Origin of the sequence: Mycobacterium sp. 050128, assembly GCF_036409155.1 — a bacterium.
Classification (GTDB): Bacteria; Actinomycetota; Actinomycetes; order Mycobacteriales; family Mycobacteriaceae; genus Mycobacterium.
On sequence record NZ_JAZGLW010000001.1, the window covers coordinates 3,246,009 to 3,267,193 of the forward strand.

General features: G+C 67.8%; 20 protein-coding genes and 1 pseudogene. 14 read left to right on the forward strand and 7 right to left on the reverse strand.

All coding sequences use genetic code 11. From position 1 onward, the window contains the following. Nucleotides 1–52: 52 nt before the first annotated feature. Together nucS and SKC41_RS15685 are read left to right on the forward strand one after the other, a co-directional pair. Nucleotides 53–724: an endonuclease NucS gene (nucS, locus tag SKC41_RS15680; RefSeq protein ID WP_330978409.1), complete on the forward strand. Its 672-nt coding sequence runs from the start codon at nucleotides 53–55 to the stop codon at nucleotides 722–724. Nucleotides 725–747: 23 nt separating this feature from the next. Further along, a complete protein-coding gene (locus SKC41_RS15685; protein ID WP_090605090.1) occupies nucleotides 748–1,044 on the forward strand; it encodes a hypothetical protein in 297 nt (98 codons plus the stop codon). An 11-nt stretch (nucleotides 1,045–1,055) separates the two neighbouring features. On the opposite strand, the gene mce is transcribed toward SKC41_RS15685, so the two are convergent. Continuing rightward, entirely contained in the window at nucleotides 1,056–1,523 is a 468-nt protein-coding gene (mce, locus tag SKC41_RS15690; RefSeq protein ID WP_330978410.1) for a methylmalonyl-CoA epimerase, read from the reverse strand. Between the two features lie 78 nt (nucleotides 1,524–1,601). On the opposite strand from mce, the gene SKC41_RS15695 reads away from it, so the two are divergent. Next, nucleotides 1,602–2,783, forward strand: a complete 1,182-nt coding sequence (locus SKC41_RS15695; RefSeq protein WP_330978411.1) for an acetyl-CoA C-acetyltransferase — start codon at nucleotides 1,602–1,604, stop codon at nucleotides 2,781–2,783. 179 nt (nucleotides 2,784–2,962) lie between these two features. Then, the gene (locus tag SKC41_RS15700; RefSeq protein ID WP_330978412.1) at nucleotides 2,963–3,877 is read left to right on the forward strand and encodes a co-chaperone YbbN; all 915 of its coding nucleotides are present in this window, start codon (nucleotides 2,963–2,965) and stop codon (nucleotides 3,875–3,877) included. Here the strand turns inward: SKC41_RS15700 and glgB are convergent, their stop codons facing one another. Further along, on the reverse strand, nucleotides 3,878–6,073 hold the full coding sequence (glgB, locus tag SKC41_RS15705; RefSeq protein WP_330978413.1) for a 1,4-alpha-glucan branching protein GlgB: 2,196 nt from the start codon (nucleotides 6,071–6,073) through the stop codon (nucleotides 3,878–3,880). Between the two features lie 24 nt (nucleotides 6,074–6,097). Further along, nucleotides 6,098–8,188, reverse strand: coding sequence for an alpha-1,4-glucan--maltose-1-phosphate maltosyltransferase (locus SKC41_RS15710; protein ID WP_330978414.1), 2,091 nt, complete (start codon nucleotides 8,186–8,188; stop codon nucleotides 6,098–6,100). A 234-nt stretch (nucleotides 8,189–8,422) separates the two neighbouring features. Between SKC41_RS15710 and glgP the strand changes: the two genes are divergently transcribed. Next, nucleotides 8,423–11,038 carry an alpha-glucan family phosphorylase gene (gene glgP / locus SKC41_RS15715; RefSeq protein WP_330978415.1) on the forward strand — a complete coding sequence of 872 codons (2,616 nt, stop codon included), beginning with the start codon at nucleotides 8,423–8,425 and terminating at the stop codon, nucleotides 11,036–11,038. Here glgP and SKC41_RS15720 read toward each other — a convergent pair. Both SKC41_RS15720 and SKC41_RS15725 read right to left on the reverse strand, forming a co-directional pair. After that, nucleotides 11,035–13,050, reverse strand: a complete 2,016-nt coding sequence (locus SKC41_RS15720; RefSeq protein ID WP_330978917.1) for an ATP-dependent DNA helicase — start codon at nucleotides 13,048–13,050, stop codon at nucleotides 11,035–11,037. The two genes, glgP and SKC41_RS15720, sit on opposite strands and share 4 nt — an antisense overlap. 45 nt (nucleotides 13,051–13,095) lie before the next feature. Continuing rightward, nucleotides 13,096–14,460, reverse strand: coding sequence for a nicotinate phosphoribosyltransferase (locus SKC41_RS15725; RefSeq protein WP_442931622.1), 1,365 nt, complete (start codon nucleotides 14,458–14,460; stop codon nucleotides 13,096–13,098). On the opposite strand from SKC41_RS15725, the gene clpS reads away from it, so the two are divergent. The 9 genes and pseudogenes from clpS (at nucleotide 14,459) to rdgB (ending at nucleotide 20,367) form a co-directional block, all read left to right on the forward strand. Beyond that, nucleotides 14,459–14,764: an ATP-dependent Clp protease adapter ClpS gene (gene clpS, locus SKC41_RS15730; RefSeq protein ID WP_330978417.1), complete on the forward strand. Its 306-nt coding sequence runs from the start codon at nucleotides 14,459–14,461 to the stop codon at nucleotides 14,762–14,764. The genes SKC41_RS15725 and clpS overlap by 2 nt on opposite strands. 26 nt (nucleotides 14,765–14,790) lie before the next feature. Next, nucleotides 14,791–15,384, forward strand: coding sequence for an oxidative stress transcriptional regulator AosR (gene aosR / locus SKC41_RS15735; protein WP_330978418.1), 594 nt, complete (start codon nucleotides 14,791–14,793; stop codon nucleotides 15,382–15,384). Nucleotides 15,385–15,394: 10 nt separating this feature from the next. Beyond that, a complete protein-coding gene (locus SKC41_RS15740) occupies nucleotides 15,395–16,423 on the forward strand; it encodes a P1 family peptidase (RefSeq protein ID WP_330978419.1) in 1,029 nt (342 codons plus the stop codon). Between the two features lie 71 nt (nucleotides 16,424–16,494). Then, nucleotides 16,495–16,563 (forward strand): annotated as a pseudogene (locus tag SKC41_RS15745) (hypothetical protein); the annotation flags it as partial. Beyond that, on the forward strand, nucleotides 16,554–17,213 hold the full coding sequence (locus tag SKC41_RS15750) for a rhomboid family intramembrane serine protease (protein ID WP_330978420.1): 660 nt from the start codon (nucleotides 16,554–16,556) through the stop codon (nucleotides 17,211–17,213). The pseudogene SKC41_RS15745 and the gene SKC41_RS15750, both read left to right, overlap by 10 nt. Continuing rightward, a complete protein-coding gene (murI, locus tag SKC41_RS15755; protein ID WP_330978421.1) occupies nucleotides 17,210–18,025 on the forward strand; it encodes a glutamate racemase in 816 nt (271 codons plus the stop codon). Before SKC41_RS15750 ends, murI begins: the two co-directional genes overlap by 4 nt. A 70-nt stretch (nucleotides 18,026–18,095) precedes the next feature. Next, nucleotides 18,096–18,881 (forward strand): cyclic nucleotide-degrading phosphodiesterase, encoded by a 786-nt coding sequence (locus tag SKC41_RS15760; protein WP_330978422.1) that lies wholly within the window; start codon nucleotides 18,096–18,098, stop codon nucleotides 18,879–18,881. Nucleotides 18,882–18,937: 56 nt separating this feature from the next. Beyond that, nucleotides 18,938–19,717, forward strand: coding sequence for a ribonuclease PH (rph, locus tag SKC41_RS15765; protein WP_330978423.1), 780 nt, complete (start codon nucleotides 18,938–18,940; stop codon nucleotides 19,715–19,717). A 44-nt stretch (nucleotides 19,718–19,761) separates the two neighbouring features. Continuing rightward, entirely contained in the window at nucleotides 19,762–20,367 is a 606-nt protein-coding gene (gene rdgB / locus SKC41_RS15770) for an RdgB/HAM1 family non-canonical purine NTP pyrophosphatase (RefSeq protein ID WP_330978918.1), read from the forward strand. 11 nt (nucleotides 20,368–20,378) lie between these two features. On the opposite strand, the gene SKC41_RS15775 is transcribed toward rdgB, so the two are convergent. Then, nucleotides 20,379–20,729 carry a DUF3817 domain-containing protein gene (locus tag SKC41_RS15775; RefSeq protein WP_330978424.1) on the reverse strand — a complete coding sequence of 117 codons (351 nt, stop codon included), beginning with the start codon at nucleotides 20,727–20,729 and terminating at the stop codon, nucleotides 20,379–20,381. After that, nucleotides 20,726–21,121 (reverse strand): hypothetical protein, encoded by a 396-nt coding sequence (locus SKC41_RS15780; RefSeq protein ID WP_330978425.1) that lies wholly within the window; start codon nucleotides 21,119–21,121, stop codon nucleotides 20,726–20,728. Before SKC41_RS15780 ends, SKC41_RS15775 begins: the two co-directional genes overlap by 4 nt. Between the last annotated feature and the right edge of the window lie 64 nt (nucleotides 21,122–21,185).

The window sequence follows — 21,185 nt, forward strand, 5'->3', positions numbered from 1 at the left end:
CCGACATGGTGGCGTCAGCCTAATTCGTTGACGACGCTCTAAGGTGAGTCGGGTGCGTCTAGTGATCGCCCAGTGCACCGTCGACTACGTTGGCCGGCTCACCGCACATCTGCCGTCGGCGCGCAGATTGTTGCTCTTCAAGGCGGATGGGTCGGTCAGCGTGCACGCCGACGACCGCGCCTACAAGCCGTTGAACTGGATGAGTCCGCCGTGCTGGTTGACCGAAGAGGTCATCGGCGAGGCGCCGGTATGGGTGGTGGAGAACAAGGCGGGCGAACAGCTGCGCATCACCGTCGAAGAGGTCGAGCACGACTCCAGCCACGATTTGGGCGTCGACCCCGGGCTGGTCAAGGACGGCGTCGAGGCGCATCTGCAGGCGCTGCTCGCCGAACACGTCCAGCTGCTGGGCGAGGGATATACGTTGGTGCGCCGCGAATACATGACGGCGATCGGCCCGGTCGATCTGTTGTGCCGTGACGCCCACGGTGGCTCGGTGGCCGTGGAGATCAAACGGCGCGGCGAGATCGACGGCGTGGAGCAGCTGACCCGCTACCTCGAATTGCTGAATCGCGACAGCGTGCTGGCTCCGGTCAAAGGCGTGTTCGCCGCGCAGCAGATTAAGCCTCAGGCGCGAACTTTAGCCACCGACCGCGGGATTCGTTGTCTCACATTGGATTACGACAGAATGCGGGGAATGGACAGCGACGAGTACCGGCTGTTCTGATTTGCCCGATTAGACTTGTCGGCATGGCTCGGCGCCGCACCCCGCCCCGCCGGCAACAGCTGCCATCGCTGTCGCCGGCCCTGCGGCGGGTGGAAACCGGGCCCGACGGTGACGACTACGAAGTGCGCCCGATCGCGGCCGCGCGTGCGCTCAAGACCTACCGCTGCCCCGGCTGCGATCACGAAATCCGTTCCGGTACAGCACATCTGGTGGTGTGGCCGACCGACTCACCGCTGGGCGGGGTGGATGACCGTCGGCACTGGCACACGCCGTGCTGGACGAATCGGGCAAAGCGCAGCCCGACGAGAAAGTGGTCGTGAAATAAGGGCGGCTAGGAAGCCGGCTCGACCAACTCCATCAGTACGCCGCCGGCGTCCTTGGGGTGGATGAAGTTGATCCGCGAGTTCGCTGTGCCGCGACGCGGGGCCTCGTAGACGAGCCGAACACCCTGCGACTCCAGGTGCTCGCAGAGAGCGTCCAAATCGCTGACTCGGATCGCCATCTGCTGGATGCCCGGTCCGCGCTTGTCCAGGAATTTGGCGATCGTCGAGGACTCGTCGATCGGGGCCATCAACTGGATCTGCGCCGTGCCGGGTTCGCCGTCCCGCACGGCGATCATGGCTTCGCGGATTCCCTGGTCCTCGTTGATTTCCTCGTGCACCAAGACCATGCCGAGGGTGTCGTGGTACCAGGCGATGGCGGCATCGAGGTCGGCGACGGCGATGCCGACGTGATCGATCGCAGTCACCAACGAGGTGGCCAGGATCTGACGGGCGTCAACTTGATCGGTCGTCATCACATAAAGGTAACCTGGCGGCAAAGATTGCGCTTCTCCGGGAGGCCGAACGGGCCGTCCATGCGTCGCTAGGAGGTTGTTATGACGACATCGGTGATCGTTGCTGGAGCACGGACCCCGATCGGCAAGTTGATGGGCTCGCTGAAGGATTTCTCGGCCAGCGATTTGGGTGCGATCGCGATCTCCGGTGCGCTGGAGAAGGCCAACGTGCCCGCCTCCGCGGTGCAGTACGTGATCATGGGCCAGGTGTTGACCGCCGGCGCCGGCCAGATGCCCGCCCGCCAGGCCGCGGTGGCTGCCGGCATCGGCTGGGACGTCCCGGCGCTGAGCATCAACAAGATGTGCCTGTCCGGCATCGACGCCATTGCACTGGCTGATCAGCTGATTCGGGCCGGGGAGTTCGACGTCGTGGTGGCCGGTGGCCAGGAGTCCATGACCAGGGCCCCGCACCTGCTGATGGACAGCCGTGCGGGCTACAAGTACGGCGACGTGACGGTGCTCGACCACATGGCCTACGACGGCCTGCACGACGTGTTCACCGACCAGCCGATGGGGGCGTTGACCGAGCAGCGCAACGACGTCGACAAGTTCACCCGCGCCGAGCAGGACGAGTTCGCTGCACGGTCGCATCAAAAGGCGGCCGCGGCGTGGAAGGACGGCGTCTTCACCGACGAAGTGGTGCCGGTGAACATCCCGCAGCGCAAAGGCGATCCGTTGCAGTTCACCGAGGACGAGGGCATCCGGGCAAACACCACTGCCGAGTCGTTGGCCGGCCTGAAACCGGCCTTCCGCAGTGACGGCACCATCACCGCCGGCTCGGCGTCGCAGATCTCGGACGGGGCCGCCGCGGTCGTGGTGATGAGCAAGGACAAGGCGCAGGAGATGGGTCTGTCGTGGCTGGCGGAGATCGGCGCTCACGGAGTCGTGGCCGGGCCCGATTCGACGCTGCAGTCCCAGCCCGCCAATGCCATCAAGAAGGCACTCGGCCGCGAGGGCATCACGGCTGACCAGCTCGATGTGGTCGAGATCAACGAGGCGTTCTCGGCGGTGGCACTGGCTTCCACGCGTGAACTCGGGATCGACCCCGAGATCGTCAACGTCAACGGCGGTGCGATCGCGGTGGGACATCCGATCGGCATGTCAGGCGCCCGGATCACGCTGCACGTGGCCCTGGAATTGGCGCGGCGCGGTTCGGGTTATGGCGTCGCGGCGCTGTGCGGCGCCGGGGGCCAGGGCGACGCACTGATTCTGCGGGCTGGCTAACCCAATGCTGACCACCGGTCAGCGTTGCTGGAAGCCCGGATTCGGTGCGCGTTGTGATGTTGCTCTCATGAGCCGACCAGGGACCTTGGTGGGGCCGACTTTCGGCCGGAATCGCCCGTGCGGGAGCCCCTACGCGACCGGGTGGATGGGTGGTCGGCGCGCATGACAGACTTGACGGCGTGACGCGTCCGAGATCCTCGATCGGGCCCGCCCTCGCCGGTGCGGTCGACCTGTCCGGTCTAAAGCAACGTGCCCAGCAGAGCCCTTCGGCCGCTGGTGCCGCGGGTCGGCCGACGCCGGCGGGGCCGGGGACCACCGAGGTCAATGAGGCCAATTTCGAAGCCGAGGTGCTGATCCGCTCGGACGAAGTGCCCGTGGTGGTCGCCCTGTGGTCGCCGCGCAGCGAGGCCTGCGTCGAGCTGGTCGACACGCTGTCCGGTCTGGCCGCCGCGGACGGTGGCAAATGGGCGCTGGCGACCGTCAACGTCGATGTGGCGCCACGGGTGGCCCAGATCTTCGGTGTCGAAGCCGTTCCCACCGTCGTGGCCCTGGCGGCCGGCCAGCCGCTGTCCAGCTTCCAAGGTTCGCAGCCCGCCGATCAGTTGCGCCGTTGGCTCGACCAGCTGCTGTCGGCGACGGCCGGAAAGCTCAAGGGCGCAACCGGTTCCGAGGACGAGGCCGAGGTCGACCCGGCCTTGGCCCAGGCTCGCCAGCAGCTGGAGGCCGGTGACTTCGAGGCGGCCAAGCAGTCCTACCAGGTGCTGCTGGACGCCAATCCGGACAGCGTCGAGGCCAAGGGTGCGATCCGTCAGATCGACTTCCTCACGCGCGCAACCACACAGCGTCCCGACGCGGTGACCGTCGCGGATGCCGCTCCGGGTGACATCGAGGCGGCCTTCGCGGCCGCGGACGTGGAGATCCTCAACCAGGACGTCACCGCGGCATTCGAGCGCTTGACGGCGTTGGTACGCAGCACATCCGGCGATGAGCGCACCCGAGTCCGAACCCGGCTGATCGAGTTGTTCGAACTCTTCGATCCCGCCGATCCTGAGGTCATCGCCGGTCGTCGAAACCTCGCCAACGCGCTCTACTGATTACTCGGGTTCCAGCCAAAGCGCCGACGTGGGCGGCAGCACCAGCAGCGCCGAGGCCGAACGACCATGCCAGGGGTCCTCGGTGGCGTCGACGCCGCCGAGATTGCCGATGCCGGACCCGTTGTAGTCCGTCGCGTCGGTGTTGAGCACCTCGCGCCAGCGACCGGCGCTGGGCAGGCCGAGTCGATAGCCGCTGTGCTCGGCGCCCGCGAAATTGAACACGCACGCCATCACCGAGCCGTCCTTGCCGTACCGCAGGAAGCTCAACACGTTATTGCCGGAATCATTGGCGTCGATCCAGGAATAGCCCTCCGGCGTCGTGTCGCGACTCCACAGCGCCGGACGGTCGCGGTAGATGGCATTGATGTCGCGCACGAAACGCAGTATGCCGTTGGAGAATCCCTGCTCGTCGAGCTGCCACCAATCCAAACCGTTTTGCTCGGACCACTCAGCGCGCTGGCCGAATTCCTGTCCCATGAACAACAATTGCTTACCAGGGTGGGCCCACTGATAGGCGAGCAGGCTGCGCAGCCCGGCGGCCTTGACGTGGTTGTTGCCCGGCATGCGGCCCCACAGTGTGCCCTTGCCGTGCACCACCTCGTCGTGACTGAGCGGCAGCACGTAGTTCTCGCTGAACGCATACAGCATCGAGAAGGTCATCTCGTGGTGGTGGTAGCTGCGGTGGATCGGGTCGCGGCTGATGTAGTCGAGCGTGTCGTGCATCCAGCCCATGTTCCACTTCATCGAAAAGCCAAGGCCGCCAAGGTTGGTCGGCCGCGTTACGCCCGGCCACGATGTCGACTCCTCGGCGATCGTGACGATGCCCGGCGCGGCCTTGTGCGCCGTGGCGTTCATTTCCTGCAGGAACTGCACCGCTTCGAGGTTTTCTCGCCCGCCGTAGATGTTGGGGGTCCAGCCGCCCTCGGGCCGCGAGTAGTCCAGGTAGAGCATCGAGGCCACCGCGTCCACCCGCAGACCGTCGATGTGGTATTCCTCGAGCCAGTACAGGGCGTTGGCGACCAGGAAGTTGCGTACCTCGCGGCGACCGAAGTCGAATACGTAAGTGCCCCAGTCGAGTTGCTCACCGCGCTTGGGGTCGGAGTGCTCGTAGAGGGGAGTGCCGTCGAAGCGGCCCAGCGCCCATGCGTCCTTGGGGAAGTGCGCCGGAACCCAGTCCACGATCACGCCGATGCCGGCCTGGTGTAGGGCGTCGACGAGCGCCCGGAAATCGTCGGGGGTGCCGAACCGCGATGTCGGCGCGTAGTACGACGTGACCTGATATCCCCACGATCCGGCGAAGGGGTGCTCGGCCACCGGCAGTAGCTCTACGTGGGTAAAGCCATGCTCCACAACGTAATCCGTCAGCTCGGTGGCGAGTTGGCGGTAGCTGAGTCCGGGCCGCCACGAGCCGAGATGCACCTCGTAGGTGCTCATCGGTTCGAACACCGGGTTGCGCTGGGCGCGCTGCGTCATCCAGTCCGCGTCGGTCCAGGTGAACTCGCTCGTCGTCACCCGCGACGCGGTGTGCGGAGGCACCTCCGTGGCGAAGGCGAACGGATCGGCCCGTTCGGTGACGACGCCGTCGGCCCCGTGCACGCGGAACTTGTACAGGCCGTCCGTCGCGAACCCGGGCCAGAACAGCTCCCAGACCCCGGTGGAGCCCAGCGCCCGCATCGGAGCCTCGGTACCGGTCCAGCCGTTGAACTCGCCGATCAGGCTGATGCCCTTGGCGTTAGGCGCCCACACCGCGAACGACACACCGTCGACGACGCCGTCGGCCGTGGTGAAGGAGCGGGGGTGGGCACCGAGGACTTCCCAGAGTCGCTCGTGGCGGCCCTCGGAGAACAGGTGCAGGTCGACCTCGCCCAGCGTGGGCAGGAAGCGGTAAGCGTCGGCGGTCACGTGCGCGCCGGAACCGTAGTCAACCTTGAGCCGGTAATCAATCAGGTTCGTGAACGGCAACGCGACGGCGAACAATCCGGCTTCGACGTGCTCCATTGCGAACTCGTCGGCACCCACTAGCGCGACGACTTCCTGCGCATGCGGGCGGAAGGCCCGGATCACCGTGTGGTCGCCGTACTCGTGCGCGCCCAGGATGCTGTGCGGGTTGTGGTGGGTGCCGCTCACCAGCCGGCCCAAGTCGCCCGGGTCGGGCGCCAGGTGCGTTCTATCGGTTCGGCTCTCGGTTCGACTCATGCTGGTATCCCCTTCCGGGCCCTCTTACCTCCTGCGCAGCAACGTGATTCGAGACTCCTGCGGGATGATTGGCATATTGATGATGTGGGCGACGGCCTGACCGGGATCGATGCGAATGAAATTAGACTGCCCCCACTGGAATTCCTGGCCGGTTATCTCATCGCGTACCCAAAACCGCTCATAGGGCTCCATACCCAATGCCGCCATGTCTAACCACAAGATGCCCTCTTCAGGGCCGAATGCGTTGAGCGTCACCACCACCAGCACACAGTCGCCGGTGGCCGGGTCGAACTTGCTGTAGGCCAGCAACGCGTCGTTGTCCACCCCGTGGAAGTAGATGGTGCGCAGCTGCGCAAGCGCGGGATGGACCCGGCGAATCGCGTTGAGCTGCTTGAGAAATGGTTCCAGCGACCGGCCCTCGGCGCGCGCCGCCGCGTAGTCGCGGGGCCGCAATTCGTACTTCTCCGAGTCGAGGTATTCCTCGCTGCCTTCGCGTACCGCGCGGTGCTCGAACAGCTCGTAGCCGGAGTAGACACCCCAAGCCGGACTCATGGTCGCGGCCAGCACCGCGCGGATGGCGAACATGCCCGGGCCGTTGTGCTGCAGTATCGCGTGCAGGATGTCGGGCGTGTTCACGAACAGATTCGGCCGCCGGAAGTCCGCAAGAGCGGCGATGTCGTTGCCGAATTCGGTGAGTTCCCATTTGGCGGTGCGCCAGGTGAAGTAGCTGTAGGACTGGGTGAAGCCGAGCTTGGCCAGGCCGTACTGCCGGGCCGGCGGGGTGAAGGCCTCGGACAGGAACAGCACATCGGGGTCGGAGTCCTTGACCTGACCGATCAGCCACGCCCAGAAGTCGGGCGGCTTGGTGTGCGGATTGTCGACCCGAAAGAACTTGATGCCGTGGTCAACCCAGTGCCGGACCACGCGCAACACTTCGTCGTAGAGCCCTGCGGGATCGTTGTCGAAATTGATCGGATAGATGTCCTGGTACTTCTTCGGCGGGTTCTCCGCGTAAGCGATGGTGCCGTCCGGCAACTCGGTGAACCACCGCCGGTGTTCGCGCGCCCACGGGTGATCCGGGGCGCACTGCAGCGCCAGGTCCAAGGCGACTTCCATGCCCAGATCCCGGGCCGCGGCGACGAAATTGTCGAAGTCCTCGATCGTGCCCAGCTCCGGGTGAATCGCGTCGTGGCCGCCCTCGTCGCTACCGATTGCCCAGGGCGAGCCCACGTCGCCGGGAGCGGCGGTGGGGGAGTTGTTGCGCCCCTTGCGATGTACCTTGCCGATCGGATGGATCGGCGGCAGATACACGACGTCGAAGCCCATCTCGGCGATGCGCGGAAGGTCCGCGGCCGCCGTCGCGAACGTGCCGTGCACCGGTTTTCCGTCGGCGTCCCAGCCGCCGGTTGACCGCGGGAACATCTCGTACCAGGAGCCGAAGCGGGCCAGTGGCCGGTCCACCCAGATGCCGTACTGCTCGCCACGGGTGACGATCTCCCGCAGCGGATAGGCGTCGAGGATTTCCTCGATATCGGGCGCCAGCGCCAGCGCGGTGCGTGTCACCGGATCTCCCGGGGCTCGCAACGCCGCGGCGGCGGCCAGCAGCGGCTCACGAATCGTGCGCGGCACCCCGGTGGCGGCGCGCTCGAGCAAACCGGCGCCCACCAACAGGTCGTTGGACAGTTCCTTCTCACCCTGGCCGGCATCCAGCTTGGCCAGCAGACCGTGCCGCCAGGTGTGGATGGGGTCACCCCAGCCGTCCACACGATAGGTCCACAGCCCGACCCGGTCGGGCGTGAACTGACCATGGAACACATAAGGCTCGAGGCCCATCGTCATCGGCAGCTGCAGGGGCTTGACCCGCTCGCGCGGCTCGGCATCCAACGCAGGCAGCGGCTTCTCGGGGGCCTGTACCGCCGTCACCCGGCGCGTCTCGGTGACCTGCGGGTAGCGCGTCCCCAGGTAGCGGACTACCAGGGTGGCCGCGACTGCGTCGTGGCCTTCTCGCCACACCGCGGCGCTGACTGGGACCGTCTCACCGACCACCGCTTTGGCGGGGTACGCGCCGCAAGAAACGACGGGTGCGACGTTATCGATCTCGACGCGACCGGGCACCACCACTCCGTTCCGTCCGATTGGTTGCGGGCAAACCGCGGATTGTGCTGCGGCGCGGACTGCCTGCCGTCTGAAGAAACATCGTCTCGTGGGGAAATTTCATGTATTGGGGGAGCGTCTTTGCGGCCCCAGTTACTACCCGTACCCACCCTAGTGTCTGGTCACACACGACCGGTTGGCGGACGTCGAAGACTGACCCTGCGAGCCCGCCAATCCTAAGTAAGGTTGTCTTGCGTGAAAGCTCTCCGCCGCTTTACGGTCCGCGCCCACCTGCCCGAGCGGCTCGCCGCACTCGAACAGCTGTCCATCAATCTGCGATGGTCCTGGGACAAGGCAACGCAAGACTTGTTCGCGAGTATCGATCCGACGCTGTGGGTGAATTGCGGCAGCGATCCGGTGGCGCTGCTGGGTGCGGTCAACCCCGCCCGTCTCGACGAATTGGCGCTCGACGAGGGGTTTTTGCGCTGGCTCGACGAGCTGTCCGCCGACTTGAACGACTACCTGAGCCGCCCGCGGTGGTACCAGCAGCAGCAGGAAGCCGGTATCGCGATGCCGACCGGTATCGCGTATTTCTCGATGGAGTTCGGCGTCGCCGAGGTGCTGCCCAACTACTCGGGCGGCCTGGGCATCCTGGCCGGCGATCACCTCAAGTCCGCGTCCGATCTGGGCGTGCCGCTGATCGCCGTCGGCCTGTACTACCGCTCGGGGTACTTCCGGCAGTCGCTGAGCGCGGAAGGCTGGCAGAACGAGACCTACCCGTCGCTGGATCCGCACGGGCTTCCGCTGCGGCTGCTCACCGATGCCGCCGGGGATCCGGCGTTGGTCGAACTGACGCTGCCCGATTCCGCGCGCCTTTCCGCCCGGATCTGGGTGGCTCAGGTAGGCCGGGTTCCGCTGCTGCTGCTGGATTCCGACGTCCCCGAGAACGAGCACGAGCTGCGCAGCGTCACCGACCGGCTGTACGGCGGCGACCAGGAACACCGGATGCGCCAGGAGATCCTGGCCGGGATCGGCGGCGTGCGAGCGATCCGCGCGTTCACCGCGATCGAGGGCCTGCCCGCTCCCGAGGTGTTCCACATGAACGAGGGGCACGCCGGGTTCCTCGGCGTGGAGCGTATTCGCGAGCTGATCGCCGAGCAGGGGCTGGACTTCGACACCGCCCTGACGGTGGTGCGGTCGGCCACCGTGTTCACCACCCACACGCCGGTGCCAGCGGGTATCGACCGCTTCCCGGTCGAGATGGTGCGGCTGTACTTCGACGACCACTCCGACGAGGCTTCCGGCGATCGCACGCCCGCGTTGCTGCCGGGCGTGCCGATCGATCGGGTGCTCGCGCTCGGCGCCGAAGACGATGAGACCAAATTCAACATGGCGCACATGGGGCTGCGGCTCGCGCAACGCGCCAACGGTGTCTCGCTGCTGCACGGCCGCGTCAGCCGGGGCATGTTCAACGAACTCTGGCCGGGATTCGACCGCGCCGAGGTGCCGATCGGGTCGATCACCAACGGCGTGCACGCCCGCACGTGGGCGGCGCCGCAATGGCTGCAGCTGGGCCGCGAGCTGGCCGGTCCGGACGACGCGGCGTTCAGCGATCCGGGGGTGTGGTTGCGGCTGCGGGAAGTCGACGCCGGTCATCTGTGGTGGATCCGCTCCCAACTGCGTGCGCTGCTGGTCGACGACGTCCGGCGGCGGTTGCGCCGCTCGTGGCTGGAGCGCGGTGCGCCGCATGCTGAATTAGGTTGGATCACAGAGGCTTTCGATCCGGACGTGCTCACCGTCGGCTTTGCTCGCCGGGTGCCGACGTACAAGCGGTTGACGCTGATGCTGAGCGACCCCGACCGCCTCGAGCGCCTGCTGCTCAATGAGGATCGCCCGATTCAGCTGATCGTCGCCGGGAAGTCACACCCGGCCGACGACGGGGGCAAGGCCTTGATTCAGCAGGTCGTGCGCTTCGCCGATCGGCCCGAGGTGCGCCACCGCATCGCGTTCCTGCCCGACTACGACATGTCCATGGCCCGGCTGCTGTACTGGGGCTGCGACGTCTGGCTGAACAACCCGCTGCGGCCCCTGGAGGCTTGCGGCACTTCGGGAATGAAGAGCGCGCTCAACGGCGGGTTGAACTTGTCCATCCGTGACGGCTGGTGGGACGAATGGTACGACGGCGAAAACGGTTGGGAGATACCGTCGGCAGACGGAGTGAGCGACGAGGAGCGCCGCGACGAGCTGGAGTCCAGCGCCCTGTACGGCCTGCTCGAACAAGCAGTGGCGCCGAAGTTCTACGAGCGCAATGAACACGGGGTGCCGCCGCGCTGGATCGAAATGGTCCGGCACACCTTGCAAACGCTCGGGCCCAAGGTGCTCGCTTCCCGGATGGTGCGCGACTACGTCGAGCAGTACTACACGCCGGCGGCGCAGTCGCTGCGCAAGACCGTTGCCGACGCCGGCGAGGGCGCTTTCGGCGCCGCGCGTGAGCTGGCCGACTACCGGCGGCGTGCCGCGCAGGCGTGGCCGAAGGTCGCGATCACCGACGTCGATTCCACCGGTCTGCCCGACACTCCGGTGCTCGGCTCGAAGCTCACACTGACAGCGACTGTGCAGCTGGCCGGTCTGGCGCCCGACGAGGTCACCGTGGAGGCGATGGTGGGCCGCGTCGATTCCGGCGATGCACTGCTGGACCCGGTCACCGTCGAAATGTCCTACGCCGGAACGGCCGAAGGCGGCAACCAGGTCTTCACGACGACGACTTCATTGCCGGTGGCGGGGGCGGTCGGATACACCGTTCGGGTGCTGCCGTATCACCCGTTGCTCGCCGCCAGTGACGAGCTCGGCCTGGTCGCGCTCGCCGGTTAGGCGTCGGGCGCGGCGCGCAGGCGCTGCAAGGCGCCGCGGACCTGCTCGGCGTCGGTGGTCTGCCAAAACGGCGGCAGCGACGCGCGCAGGTAGCCGCCGTAGCCGGCGGTGACCATCCGCGAGTCGAGCACCGCCACCACTCCGCGGTCGGTGTCGCGGCGCAGCAGCCGTCCCGAGCCCTGCGCGAGCAGCAGCGCCGCATGATTGGCCGCGACGGCCATGAATCCGTTGCCGCCGCGAGCGGCCACCGCGCGCTGGCGGGCACCCAGCAGCGGGTCGTCGGGACGCGGGAAGGGGATGCGGTCGATCAGCACCAGCGACAGCGACGGCCCGGGCACGTCGACGCCCTGCCATAGCGACAGCGTGCCGAACAGCGAGGTCTCGGGGTCGGCGCTGAATTGCTCGACCAACGCCGAGGTACTGTCGTCGCCCTGGCACAACACCGGCGTGGACAGCCGTTCGCGCATGGCATCGGCGGCGGCCCGGGCGGCGCGCATCGACGAGAACAGGCCCAGGGTGCGACCGCCGGCCGCGGTGATCAGTTCGGCGATCTCGTTCAGCTGCTCGGCCGAGCCGGTGCCGTCACGGCCGGGCGGCGGCAGATGTTTTGCCACGTAGAGGATTCCGGCCTTCGCGTGCTCAAACGGCGATCCGACGTCGAGACCCCGCCAGGGTGGGCGATCCGTCGCGTCGTCGGGTCCGGTCTCGGTTCCTTTGAGGCCCCACGCCGAGGCCATCGCGTCGAAGGATCCACCGATCGTCAGCGTGGCGGAGGTCAGCACCGTCGTCGACCGCGAGAACACATGGTTGCGCAGCAGGCCGGCCACCGTCAGCGGTGCCACCCGCAGCACGGGGCGCGTCGAGCCGCGGTTGTCCTCGTGGTCCAGCCACACCACCTCGGTGCGATCGGGGATCGCGGGCCCGAACGACGTCAGGATCCGCGACACGGTATCGGAGATCTCGCTGAGTGCCGCAACGGCTTCGGCGCGCGCCGCGGCCGCCTTGGCGTCGCTGGTGGTGTCGATGTCGGCGCGCGCGGCGCTGGCCACGTCGCGCAGTGCCCGCAGGTATGTCGCCAGCTCGTCGTCGAGGTGATCGATGCGCCCCGGCGTGGCGTCGTGGATCGCCGCGGCGAAGGTTGCGGTCGTCGCCTCCAGGCGTCCGACCAGTTCCGGGTTCACCAATCGGGTGATCCGCCGCGCGGCGACCCCGAGCGCGGCCGACGTCAACTCCGCGGTCGCCACCGACGTCACCCGGTCGACCAACTCGTGCGCCTCGTCGACCACCAACAGCGAATGTTCGGGCAGCACTGTCGATTCCGATACCGCGTCGATGGCCAGCAGGGCGTGATTGGTGACGACGACGTCGGCGACACCGGCGCGCCCGCGGGCACGCTCGGAGAAGCACTCGGAGCCGAACGGGCAGCGGGCCACCCCGAGGCATTCCCGCGCCGAGACGCTGACCTGCGACCAGGATCGGTCCGGCACACCGGGTTTGAGGTCGTCGCGGTCACCGGAATCCGTCGTCGAGGCCCAGGCGGTGAGCCGCTGCACGTCGCGCCCCAGGGCACTGGCCGCCATCGGATTGAACAGCTCCTCCTGGGGCCGACCCTCGTCGCCGTCGGGCTCTTCGGCGGAGCCGTTGTGAATCTTGTTCAGGCACAAATAATTTCGCCTTCCTTTGAGCAGCGCGAATTGCGGCGGGTGCGGCAGCGCGTCGGCAAGCGACTCGGCCAGCCGCGGCAGGTCGCGGTCCACGAGCTGGCGTTGCAGGGCGATCGTGGCCGTGGAAACCACGACCGGTTCCTCATCGGCGATCGCATGCACGATCGCCGGAATCAAGTACGCCAGCGACTTGCCGGTCCCGGTGCCCGCCTGCACGGCGAGGTGCTCACCGGTTTCGAATGCGCGCGCGACCGCCGTGGCCATCTCCAGCTGGCCGCTGCGTTCGCTGCCGCCGAGCGCGGCCACGGCGATGGCCAGCAGCTCGGGCACAGAGAGGTCTGGCGTGATAACTCCCTTGGTTGCGCGCGGATTCGGCTAGCTCGACGGTATCGATCAGACCGGGATGCGCGTCGTCGGAATCGCCGGTTCACCGTCCGCCAATTTCAGGCCTTCCCAGGGCAGGCTGTGCAACCCGGATGCCACCAGGTCCCGGGCGGCGGCCAGGGCCACGCCGTCGGTACCCGCGACCACCTCGCCGCCGCGGACGAGCGGGGTGGTCAGTACCCGGAACGGTTCCGTGGTCGCCGGGGGCCGGCCGGCGGGGTGCACGATCTCTTCGATGATCGTGCCGGTCGGGCGGGACAGTCGCAGCGCTTCTTTGTGGCCACCCTGGGATTCCTTGTGGCTGCTGCGTTTTTGCACCGGTATGCCGTCGACTTCGACCAGCTTGTAGACCATGCCCGCGGTCGGGGCACCCGAGCCGGTCACCACCGAGGTGCCGGCGCCGTAGCTGTCCACCGGCTCGGCCCGCAGCGCGGCGATGGAGAACTCGTCGAGATCGCCGGACACGACGATGCGGGTGCGGGTGGCGCCCAGCCGGTCGAGCTGCTCGCGCACCTGGCGGGCCAGCACGCCGAGCTCGCCGGAGTCCAGTCGCACCGCGCCGAGCGCCGCGCCGGCGGCGGCCACGGCGTTGGTCACGCCGGTCGTCACGTCGTAGGTATCCACCAGCAGCGTGGTGTTCACGCCCAGCGCGTCGACCTGGGCCCGAAATGCCGCGAGCTCGTCGGGCCCACCCGCGCCGGTGTGCAGCATCGTGAACGCGTGCGCGGCGGTGCCCTCGGTGGGTACGCCGTAGCGACGCTCTGCTTCGAGGTTCGACGACGCGGCGAAACCGGCGATATAGGCCGCGCGGGCTGCGGCGACGGCGGACTGTTCGTGGGTTCGCCGCGATCCCATTTCGATCAGCGGGCGCCCGGCGGCCGCACTCACCATGCGTGCCGCCGCGGAGGCGATCGCCGTGTCGTGGTTGAAGATCGACAGCGCCAGCGTTTCGAGCAGCACGCATTCGGCGAAGCTGCCGCGCACCGACAGCACCGGCGAGCCCGGAAAGTAGAGCTCGCCTTCGGCGTAGCCGTCGATATCACCGGTGAACCGGAAATCGCGGAGATAACCCAAGGTCTCAGCGTCGAGGAATTGCGCCATCAGCTGGCACGCGTCGTCGTCGAACCTGAACTGTGGCAAGAGCTCCAGCAAACGGCCGGTGCCGGCGACCACGCCGTAGCGCCGACCCCCGGGAAGGCGGCGGGCGAACAGTTCGAACGTGGTCCGGCGCTCTGCCGTGCCGTCGCGCAGCGCCGCTGCCAGCATCGTCAGCTCGTACTTATCGATCAACAGCCCAGCTAAGGCCGGCTCGTTCATTCCGCAACGGTAACGGCTGGCGTCGGGGGGCCGGTCTCTCGGTATCCTGGAGGCCATGGTTGCTGCGTCAGCGCCCACCAAGCCCGGCACCACCGGGCAACGGGAGACCGCTCCCGTCGAGGTCACCGCCAGTCCCTGGGTCACCGTGGTGTGGGACGACCCGGTCAATTTGATGACCTACGTGACGTATGTGTTCCAGAAATTGTTCGGCTACAGCGAGCCGCATGCCACCAAACTGATGCTGCAGGTGCATAACGAAGGCAAGGCAGTGGTGTCGGCGGGTAGTCGTGAGTCGATGGAAGTTGACGTGTCCAAGCTGCACGCCGCCGGTTTGTGGGCGACGCTGCAGCAGGACCGCTGAGATTCGAGGGGCATCCGGGATTTCCTGTGCGCAAATGGAAGCGGGTTGAGACCGCCGACGGTCCCCGTTTCCGGTCCTCATTGGCTCCGCACGAGGCGGAGCTGCTGAAGAATCTGGTGGGCGCGTTGATCGGCTTGCTCGACGAGCGCGAATCCTCTTCGCCGCCAGACGAACTCGAGGAGATCACCGGCATCAAGACCGGAAATTCGGAGCCGCCGCGAGATCCGACGCTGCGCCGGCTGCTGCCGGACTTCTTCCGGCCCGACGACGAGGACGCGTCGAGCATCGGGTCGCAAACACCCGAAGGCCTCAACTCCGCGCTGCGCAGTCTGCACGAGCCGGAGATTATCGACACCAAACGTGTTGCGGCACAGCAGTTGTTGCGCACAATTCCGGATAGCGGCGGACGGTTCGAGCTGAGCGAGGACCAGGCCAACGCCTGGATCTCGGCCGTCAACGACATTCGGCTGGCGCTGGGAGTCATGCTCGAAATCGGGCCAAACGGGCCGGAACGGCTGCCGGCCGACCATCCGATGGCCACCCACTTCGACGTCTACCAGTGGCTGACCGTGCTGCAGGAATACCTGGTGTTGGTGCTGATGGGACCGCGGTCATCTTGATGGGCGCCGGATGAACGCGCTCACCGATGTCGGGGGCATCCGCGTCGGCCACTATCAGCGCCTGGATCCGGACGCGGCGTTAGGCGCCGGGTGGGCCAGCGGCGTGACCGTCGTGTTGACCCCGCCGGGGACGGTCGGCGCGGTCGATTGCCGCGGCGGCGCGCCCGGCACCCGGGAGACCGATCTGCTGGACCCGGCCAACACGGTGCGGTTCGTCGACGCGGTCCTGCTGGCCGGCGGCAGCGCCTACGGTTTGGCGGCCGCCGACGGCGTGATGCGCTGGCTGGAGGAACACGAGCGCGGCGTGGCGATGAAGGGCGGACTGGTGCCCATCGTCCCGGGCGCGGTGATCTTCGACCTGCCGGTCGGAGGTTGGCATTGCCGGCCGACGGCGAAGTTCGGCTACGCGGCCTGCGAGGCCGCCGGCGCGACGGTGGCCGTCGGCACGGTCGGCGCCGGGGTGGGCGCGCGGGCGGGCGTGCTCAAGGGCGGCATCGGCACGGCGTCGACGACGCTGCCGTCGGGCGTCACCGTCGGCGCGGTCGTCGCGGTCAATTCCGCCGGCGAGGTCGTCGACCGGACCACCGGCCTGCCGTGGATGGCGGATGCGATCAAGGAGTTCGCGTTGACGCCGCCGCCGCCCGACCAGATCGACGCGCTCGCGCAGCTGCCTTCGCCGCTGGAACCGCTGAACACGACGATCGCGGTGGTCGCGACCGACGCGGCGCTGAGCTCCGCGGGATGCCGGCGCGTCGCGATCGCCGCCCAGGACGGCCTGGCCCGCGCCATCCGCCCGGCGCACACCCCGCTGGACGGCGACACCGTGTTCGCGCTGGCGACCGGGGCGGTCGAGGTGCCCCCGCCGGCCGATGCGCCCGCGGCCATGTCGCCGGAGACGCGGCTGGTCACCGAGGTGGGCGCGGCCGCGGCCGATTGCCTGGCCCGTGCGGTGCTGATCGGTGTGTTGTCGGCCGGGTCGGTCGCCGGAATACCGACCTACCGCGACGCCTTGCCCGGTGCGTTCCGGACAGGGAGCTGACGTGTTGGTGATCCGCGCCGGCTCGCTGGACGCGGTCCGTCACACCCGCGAGCCGGTGGAGTCCGAGGGCATCGACCGGCGCCTATGCCGGTAGCCTGGATGATGCCGAGGACGCTCTGGAAGGGCAGTTATGGGCATGAGCCCGAGACAGCAACGCGTACCCGCTACACGGAAAAAGCGGTCCGAGTGGGTGGTGGGCGGGGCCACCATCCTCACCTTTGTCGCGCTGCTCTACCTGATCGAACTGTTCGACCAACTGTCGCGGCATTCCCTGGACGCAAACGGCATCAGGCCGCTGGAAACCGACGGCCTGTGGGGGATCGTCTTCGCACCCGTGCTGCACGCCAACTGGCAGCACCTGATGGCAAATACCGTTCCCCTGCTAGTGCTCGGATTTTTGATGACCCTGGCCGGGTTGTCCCGCTTCGTGTGGGCGACCGCGATCGTGTGGATCCTGGGCGGCTTCGGCACCTGGCTGATCGGCAACTGGGGCAGCAACTGCGGGCCGACGGACCATATCGGGGCCTCCGGGCTGATCTTCGGCTGGCTGGCCTTTCTGCTGGTCTTCGGGATATTCGTGCGCCGGTTCGTCGACATCGTCATCGGCCTGGTGGTGCTGTTCATCTACGGTGGCGTGCTGCTCGGCGCGATGCCCGTGCTCGGTCAATGCGGCGGGGTGTCCTGGCAGGGCCACCTGTGTGGCGCCATCGCCGGCGTCGTCGCCGCGTATGTGTTGTCCGGTCCCGAACGTAAGGCCAGGGCGAAGCGAAAAGCCGGCACGCACTCATGAGCTCGCGGTTAGCGCCCGTCGGGATCTTCGACTCCGGCGTCGGGGGACTGACGGTGGCCCGCGCGATCATCGACCAACTGCCGGACGAGGACATCGTCTACGTCGGTGACACCGGCAACGGCCCCTACGGCCCGCTCACCATTCCCGAGGTGCGCGCCCACGCCCTGGCCATCGGTGACGATCTGGTCGGCCGCGGGGTGAAGGCGTTGGTGATCGCCTGCAACACCGCGTCGGCGGCCTGCCTGCGCGATGCCCGCGAACGCTACGACGTGCCCGTCGTCGAGGTGATCCTGCCGGCCGTGCGCCGCGCCGTGGCCACCACCCGCAACGGCCGCATCGGCGTGATCGGCACCCAGGCCACCATCACGTCGCACGCCTACCAGGACGCGTTCGCCGCCGCCCGTGACACCGAGATCACCGCGGTGGCCTGCCCGCGCTTCGTCGACTTCGTCGAGCGCGGCGTGACGAGCGGGCGTCAGGTCCTGGGACTGGCCGAGGGATACCTGGAGCCGCTGCAACGCGCTCAGGTCGACACGCTGGTGCTGGGCTGCACGCACTACCCGCTGCTATCGGGGTTGATTCAGCTGGCAATGGGCGAAAACGTGACGCTCGTTTCCAGCGCCGAGGAAACCGCCAAGGAAGTGCTCCGGGTGCTCACCGAACAGGATTTGCTGCGCCCGCATGACGCGCCGCCGGCGACGCGAGTCTTCGAAGCCACCGGCGACCCCGATGCCTTCACCAAACTGGCGGCGCGATTCCTGGGGCCCGCCGTCAGCGGCGTCCGGCCGGTGCACCGCTCGCCGATTGGCTAGCCGGCAGAAGATTCTCATCACATCAATCACGCGATGTTTTTCTCACGGCGCTTCCGGGCATGGCACAGTAGTGCCTGTGCGAATAACCGTGCTCGGCTGCTCGGGCAGCGTGGTCGGTCCGGACTCGCCAGCGTCGGGATATTTGCTTCGGGCTCCGGACACTCCGCCGCTGGTCCTGGACTTTGGCGGGGGTGTGCTCGGCGCCTTACAGCGCCACGCCGACCCGGCTTCCGTGCACGTGCTGTTGTCCCATCTGCATGCCGACCATTGCCTGGATATGCCGGGGCTGTTCGTGTGGCGCCGCTACCACCCCTCGTCGCGTCCGCTCGGCAAGGCGATGTTGTACGGCCCCAGCGACACCTGGTCGCGGTTGGGCGCCGCGTCGTCGCCCTACGGCGGTGAAATCGACGACTGCTCGGACATATTCGACGTCCGTCACTGGGTCGACGGCGAGCCGGTCGAAGTCGGGGCACTGTCCGTGACACCACGCGTTGTCGCACATCCCACCGAGTCCTACGGCTTGCGGATCACCGATCCCAGCGGAGCGTCGTTCGTCTACAGCGGGGACACCGGAGTCTGCGATCAGCTCGTCGAGCTGGCTCGCGACGCCGACGTGTTCCTGTGCGAGGCGTCCTGGACGCACGCGCCGGATCGCCCGCCCGACCTGCACCTGTCGGGCACCGAAGCCGGCCGGGTCGCGGCACAGGCCGGCGTCCGCGAGCTGCTGCTGACCCACATACCGCCGTGGACCTCGCGGGAGGACGTGATCAGCGAGGCCAAGGCCGAGTTCGACGGTCCCGTGCACGCCGTGGTGTGCAACGAGACATTCGACGTTCGGCACTCCGAACGAGTCTGATTCAGCCGACCTGCCTGCGTGACGGACCGGCGGGCCAGGGTGGCTAGGGTGATTGGGTGTCAAAACGAGAAGACGGTCGCAATGACGACGAGCTTCGCCCGGTGGTCATCACGCGGGGCTTCACCGAGAATCCCGCGGGTTCGGTCCTGATCGGATTTGGTGGAACCAAAGTCCTGTGCACCGCGAGCGTCACCGAGGGAGTACCGCGCTGGCGCAAGGGGACTGGATTGGGCTGGCTGACCGCGGAGTACGCCATGCTGCCGTCGGCCACCCACACTCGCTCCGACCGGGAATCGGTGAAGGGCCGGCTGTCCGGGCGCACCCAGGAAATCAGTCGGCTGATCGGTCGATCGCTGCGCGCGTGCATCGATCTGGCGGCGTTGGGGGAGAACACGATCGCCGTCGATTGCGATGTGCTGCAGGCCGACGGCGGTACCCGCACGGCGGCGATCACGGGTGCCTACGTGGCGCTGGCCGACGCGGTCACCTACCTGTCGGCGGCGGGCAAGCTGTCGGATCCGCGGCCGTTGTCGTGCGCGATCGCGGCGGTCAGCGTCGGTGTGGTCGACGGCAGGGTCCGCGTCGACCTGCCCTACGAGGAGGACTCGCGCGCCGAGGTCGACATGAACGTCGTCGCCACCGACACCGGAACCCTGGTCGAAATCCAGGGCACCGGCGAGGGTGCGACCTTCCCGCGCTCGACGCTGGACAAGCTGCTCGATATGGCGCTCGGCGCGTGCGACACACTGTTCGCCGCCCAGCGCGAGGCGCTGGAGTTGCCGTACCCGGGCGTGTTGCCCGAAGGCCCGAACTCCCCGAAGGCGTTCGGCAGCTGACCGTGCCGGATGGTGACGACCCGCCGCGCCCGGCTTCGCCGCCCTTGCGATCGTCACGGCTGCTGGTCGCCAGCCGCAACCCCAAGAAGCTGGCCGAACTGCGCCGGGTGCTGGACGGCGCCGGCCTGTCGGAGCTCACGCTGGTGTCGCTCAACGACGTGGCGCCCTTCGACGAGGCGCCGGAAACCGGTGCGACGTTCGAGGACAACGCCTTGGCCAAGGCGCGAGATGCGTTCGCGGCCACCGGGTTAGCGACCGTCGCGGACGATTCCGGTCTGGAGGTGGCGGCGCTGCGTGGTATGCCCGGCGTGCTGTCGGCGCGTTGGGCGGGCGCTCACGGCGACGACGCCGCCAACACCGCGCTGCTGCTTGCCCAATTGCGTGATGTGCCCGACGAACGGCGTTCCGCGGCATTTGTGTCCGCTTGCGCGCTGGTGTCGGGCAGTGGCGAAGTCGTCGTCCGCGGCGAGTGGCCGGGCACGATCGCCCGCGAGCCGCGCGGCGACGGCGGCTTCGGCTACGACCCGGTGTTCATCCCGGTTGGCTTTGCGCGCACCGCGGCGGAATTGAGTCCCGCGGAGAAGGACGCGGCCTCGCATCGTGGTCGCGCGCTGGCGCTGTTGCTGCCCGCCCTGCGCGCGTTGGCCTGAGCGCAGTCGGCCTACAACCCGAAGCGGGCCTTGATGTCCTTGGTCTGGAAGTGCTCGACGATGATGCCCAGCAGCGGGATGGTGCCCGCCAGCAGCACGCCGATGGTCTTGCCGATCGGCCAGCGGACCTTGATGGCCAGATTGAAAGCCGTTAGCACGTAAGCGAAATACACCCAGCCGTGCACGATCCCGATCCACCGGATCTCGTGGTGGAACACCAGATGGGAGACGATCTCGTAGCACAGTGCGATCAGCCACAGACCCGTCGTCCACGTCATGATCCGGTAGCCGAGCAGGGCGGGGCGGATGCGGTCGGCGGAGACGGCCGCGCTGGTTTCGGAGGGTGTCTCGGGCGTGGTCATGCGGTGGTCCTCTTCTGCTTTTCGGCATCTTCGGCTGCGAGCTGGGCCAGGTAAGCGTTGTACTCCCGCAAGGCGGGGTCGTCGTCGGACGGTTGCTCCGCGGGCGCGCGCCGCTCGGGCAGCAGCCCGGCCGGGATCTCGGTGACCGCCCCGTGGTTGCGTGGCTCCGGCGGTGCCTGTTCGTAGCGGACGAAGTTGCGGTACGCATAGACGCAGAACCACGCGAACAACGGCCACTGTAATGCGTAGCCGAGGTTTTGGAACGTGCCCGACGGGGACTCGAAGCGTGTCCATTGCCACCAGCCCAAGGCCAGGCAGCCACCGGCCGCAACGATCGCCAAAGCGATCAGTGCGGGCCGATGATGGCGCTTGCGACGGGCCTCACTGGACACCCCTCGACGGTACCGCGCGCTCTTGACGCCCCGTGACGGCAGCGCGGTGGGTTCGCTGAGCGGC

Coding starts and splice junctions, on each gene's coding strand:
- murI (WP_330978421.1), top strand. CDS start 17,210: ATGAGCTCGCGGTTAGCGCCCGTCGGGATCTTCGACTCCGGCGTCGGG.
- SKC41_RS15695 (WP_330978411.1), top strand. CDS start 1,602: ATGACGACATCGGTGATCGTTGCTGGAGCACGGACCCCGATCGGCAAG.
- glgB (WP_330978413.1), bottom strand. CDS start 6,073: ATGAGTCGAACCGAGAGCCGAACCGATAGAACGCACCTGGCGCCCGAC.
- SKC41_RS15740 (WP_330978419.1), top strand. CDS start 15,395: ATGAACGCGCTCACCGATGTCGGGGGCATCCGCGTCGGCCACTATCAG.
- SKC41_RS15775 (WP_330978424.1), bottom strand. CDS start 20,729: ATGACCACGCCCGAGACACCCTCCGAAACCAGCGCGGCCGTCTCCGCC.
- SKC41_RS15725 (WP_442931622.1), bottom strand. CDS start 14,460: ATGGCCTCCAGGATACCGAGAGACCGGCCCCCCGACGCCAGCCGTTAC.
- SKC41_RS15750 (WP_330978420.1), top strand. CDS start 16,554: ATGGGCATGAGCCCGAGACAGCAACGCGTACCCGCTACACGGAAAAAG.
- clpS (WP_330978417.1), top strand. CDS start 14,459: ATGGTTGCTGCGTCAGCGCCCACCAAGCCCGGCACCACCGGGCAACGG.
- SKC41_RS15685 (WP_090605090.1), top strand. CDS start 748: ATGGCTCGGCGCCGCACCCCGCCCCGCCGGCAACAGCTGCCATCGCTG.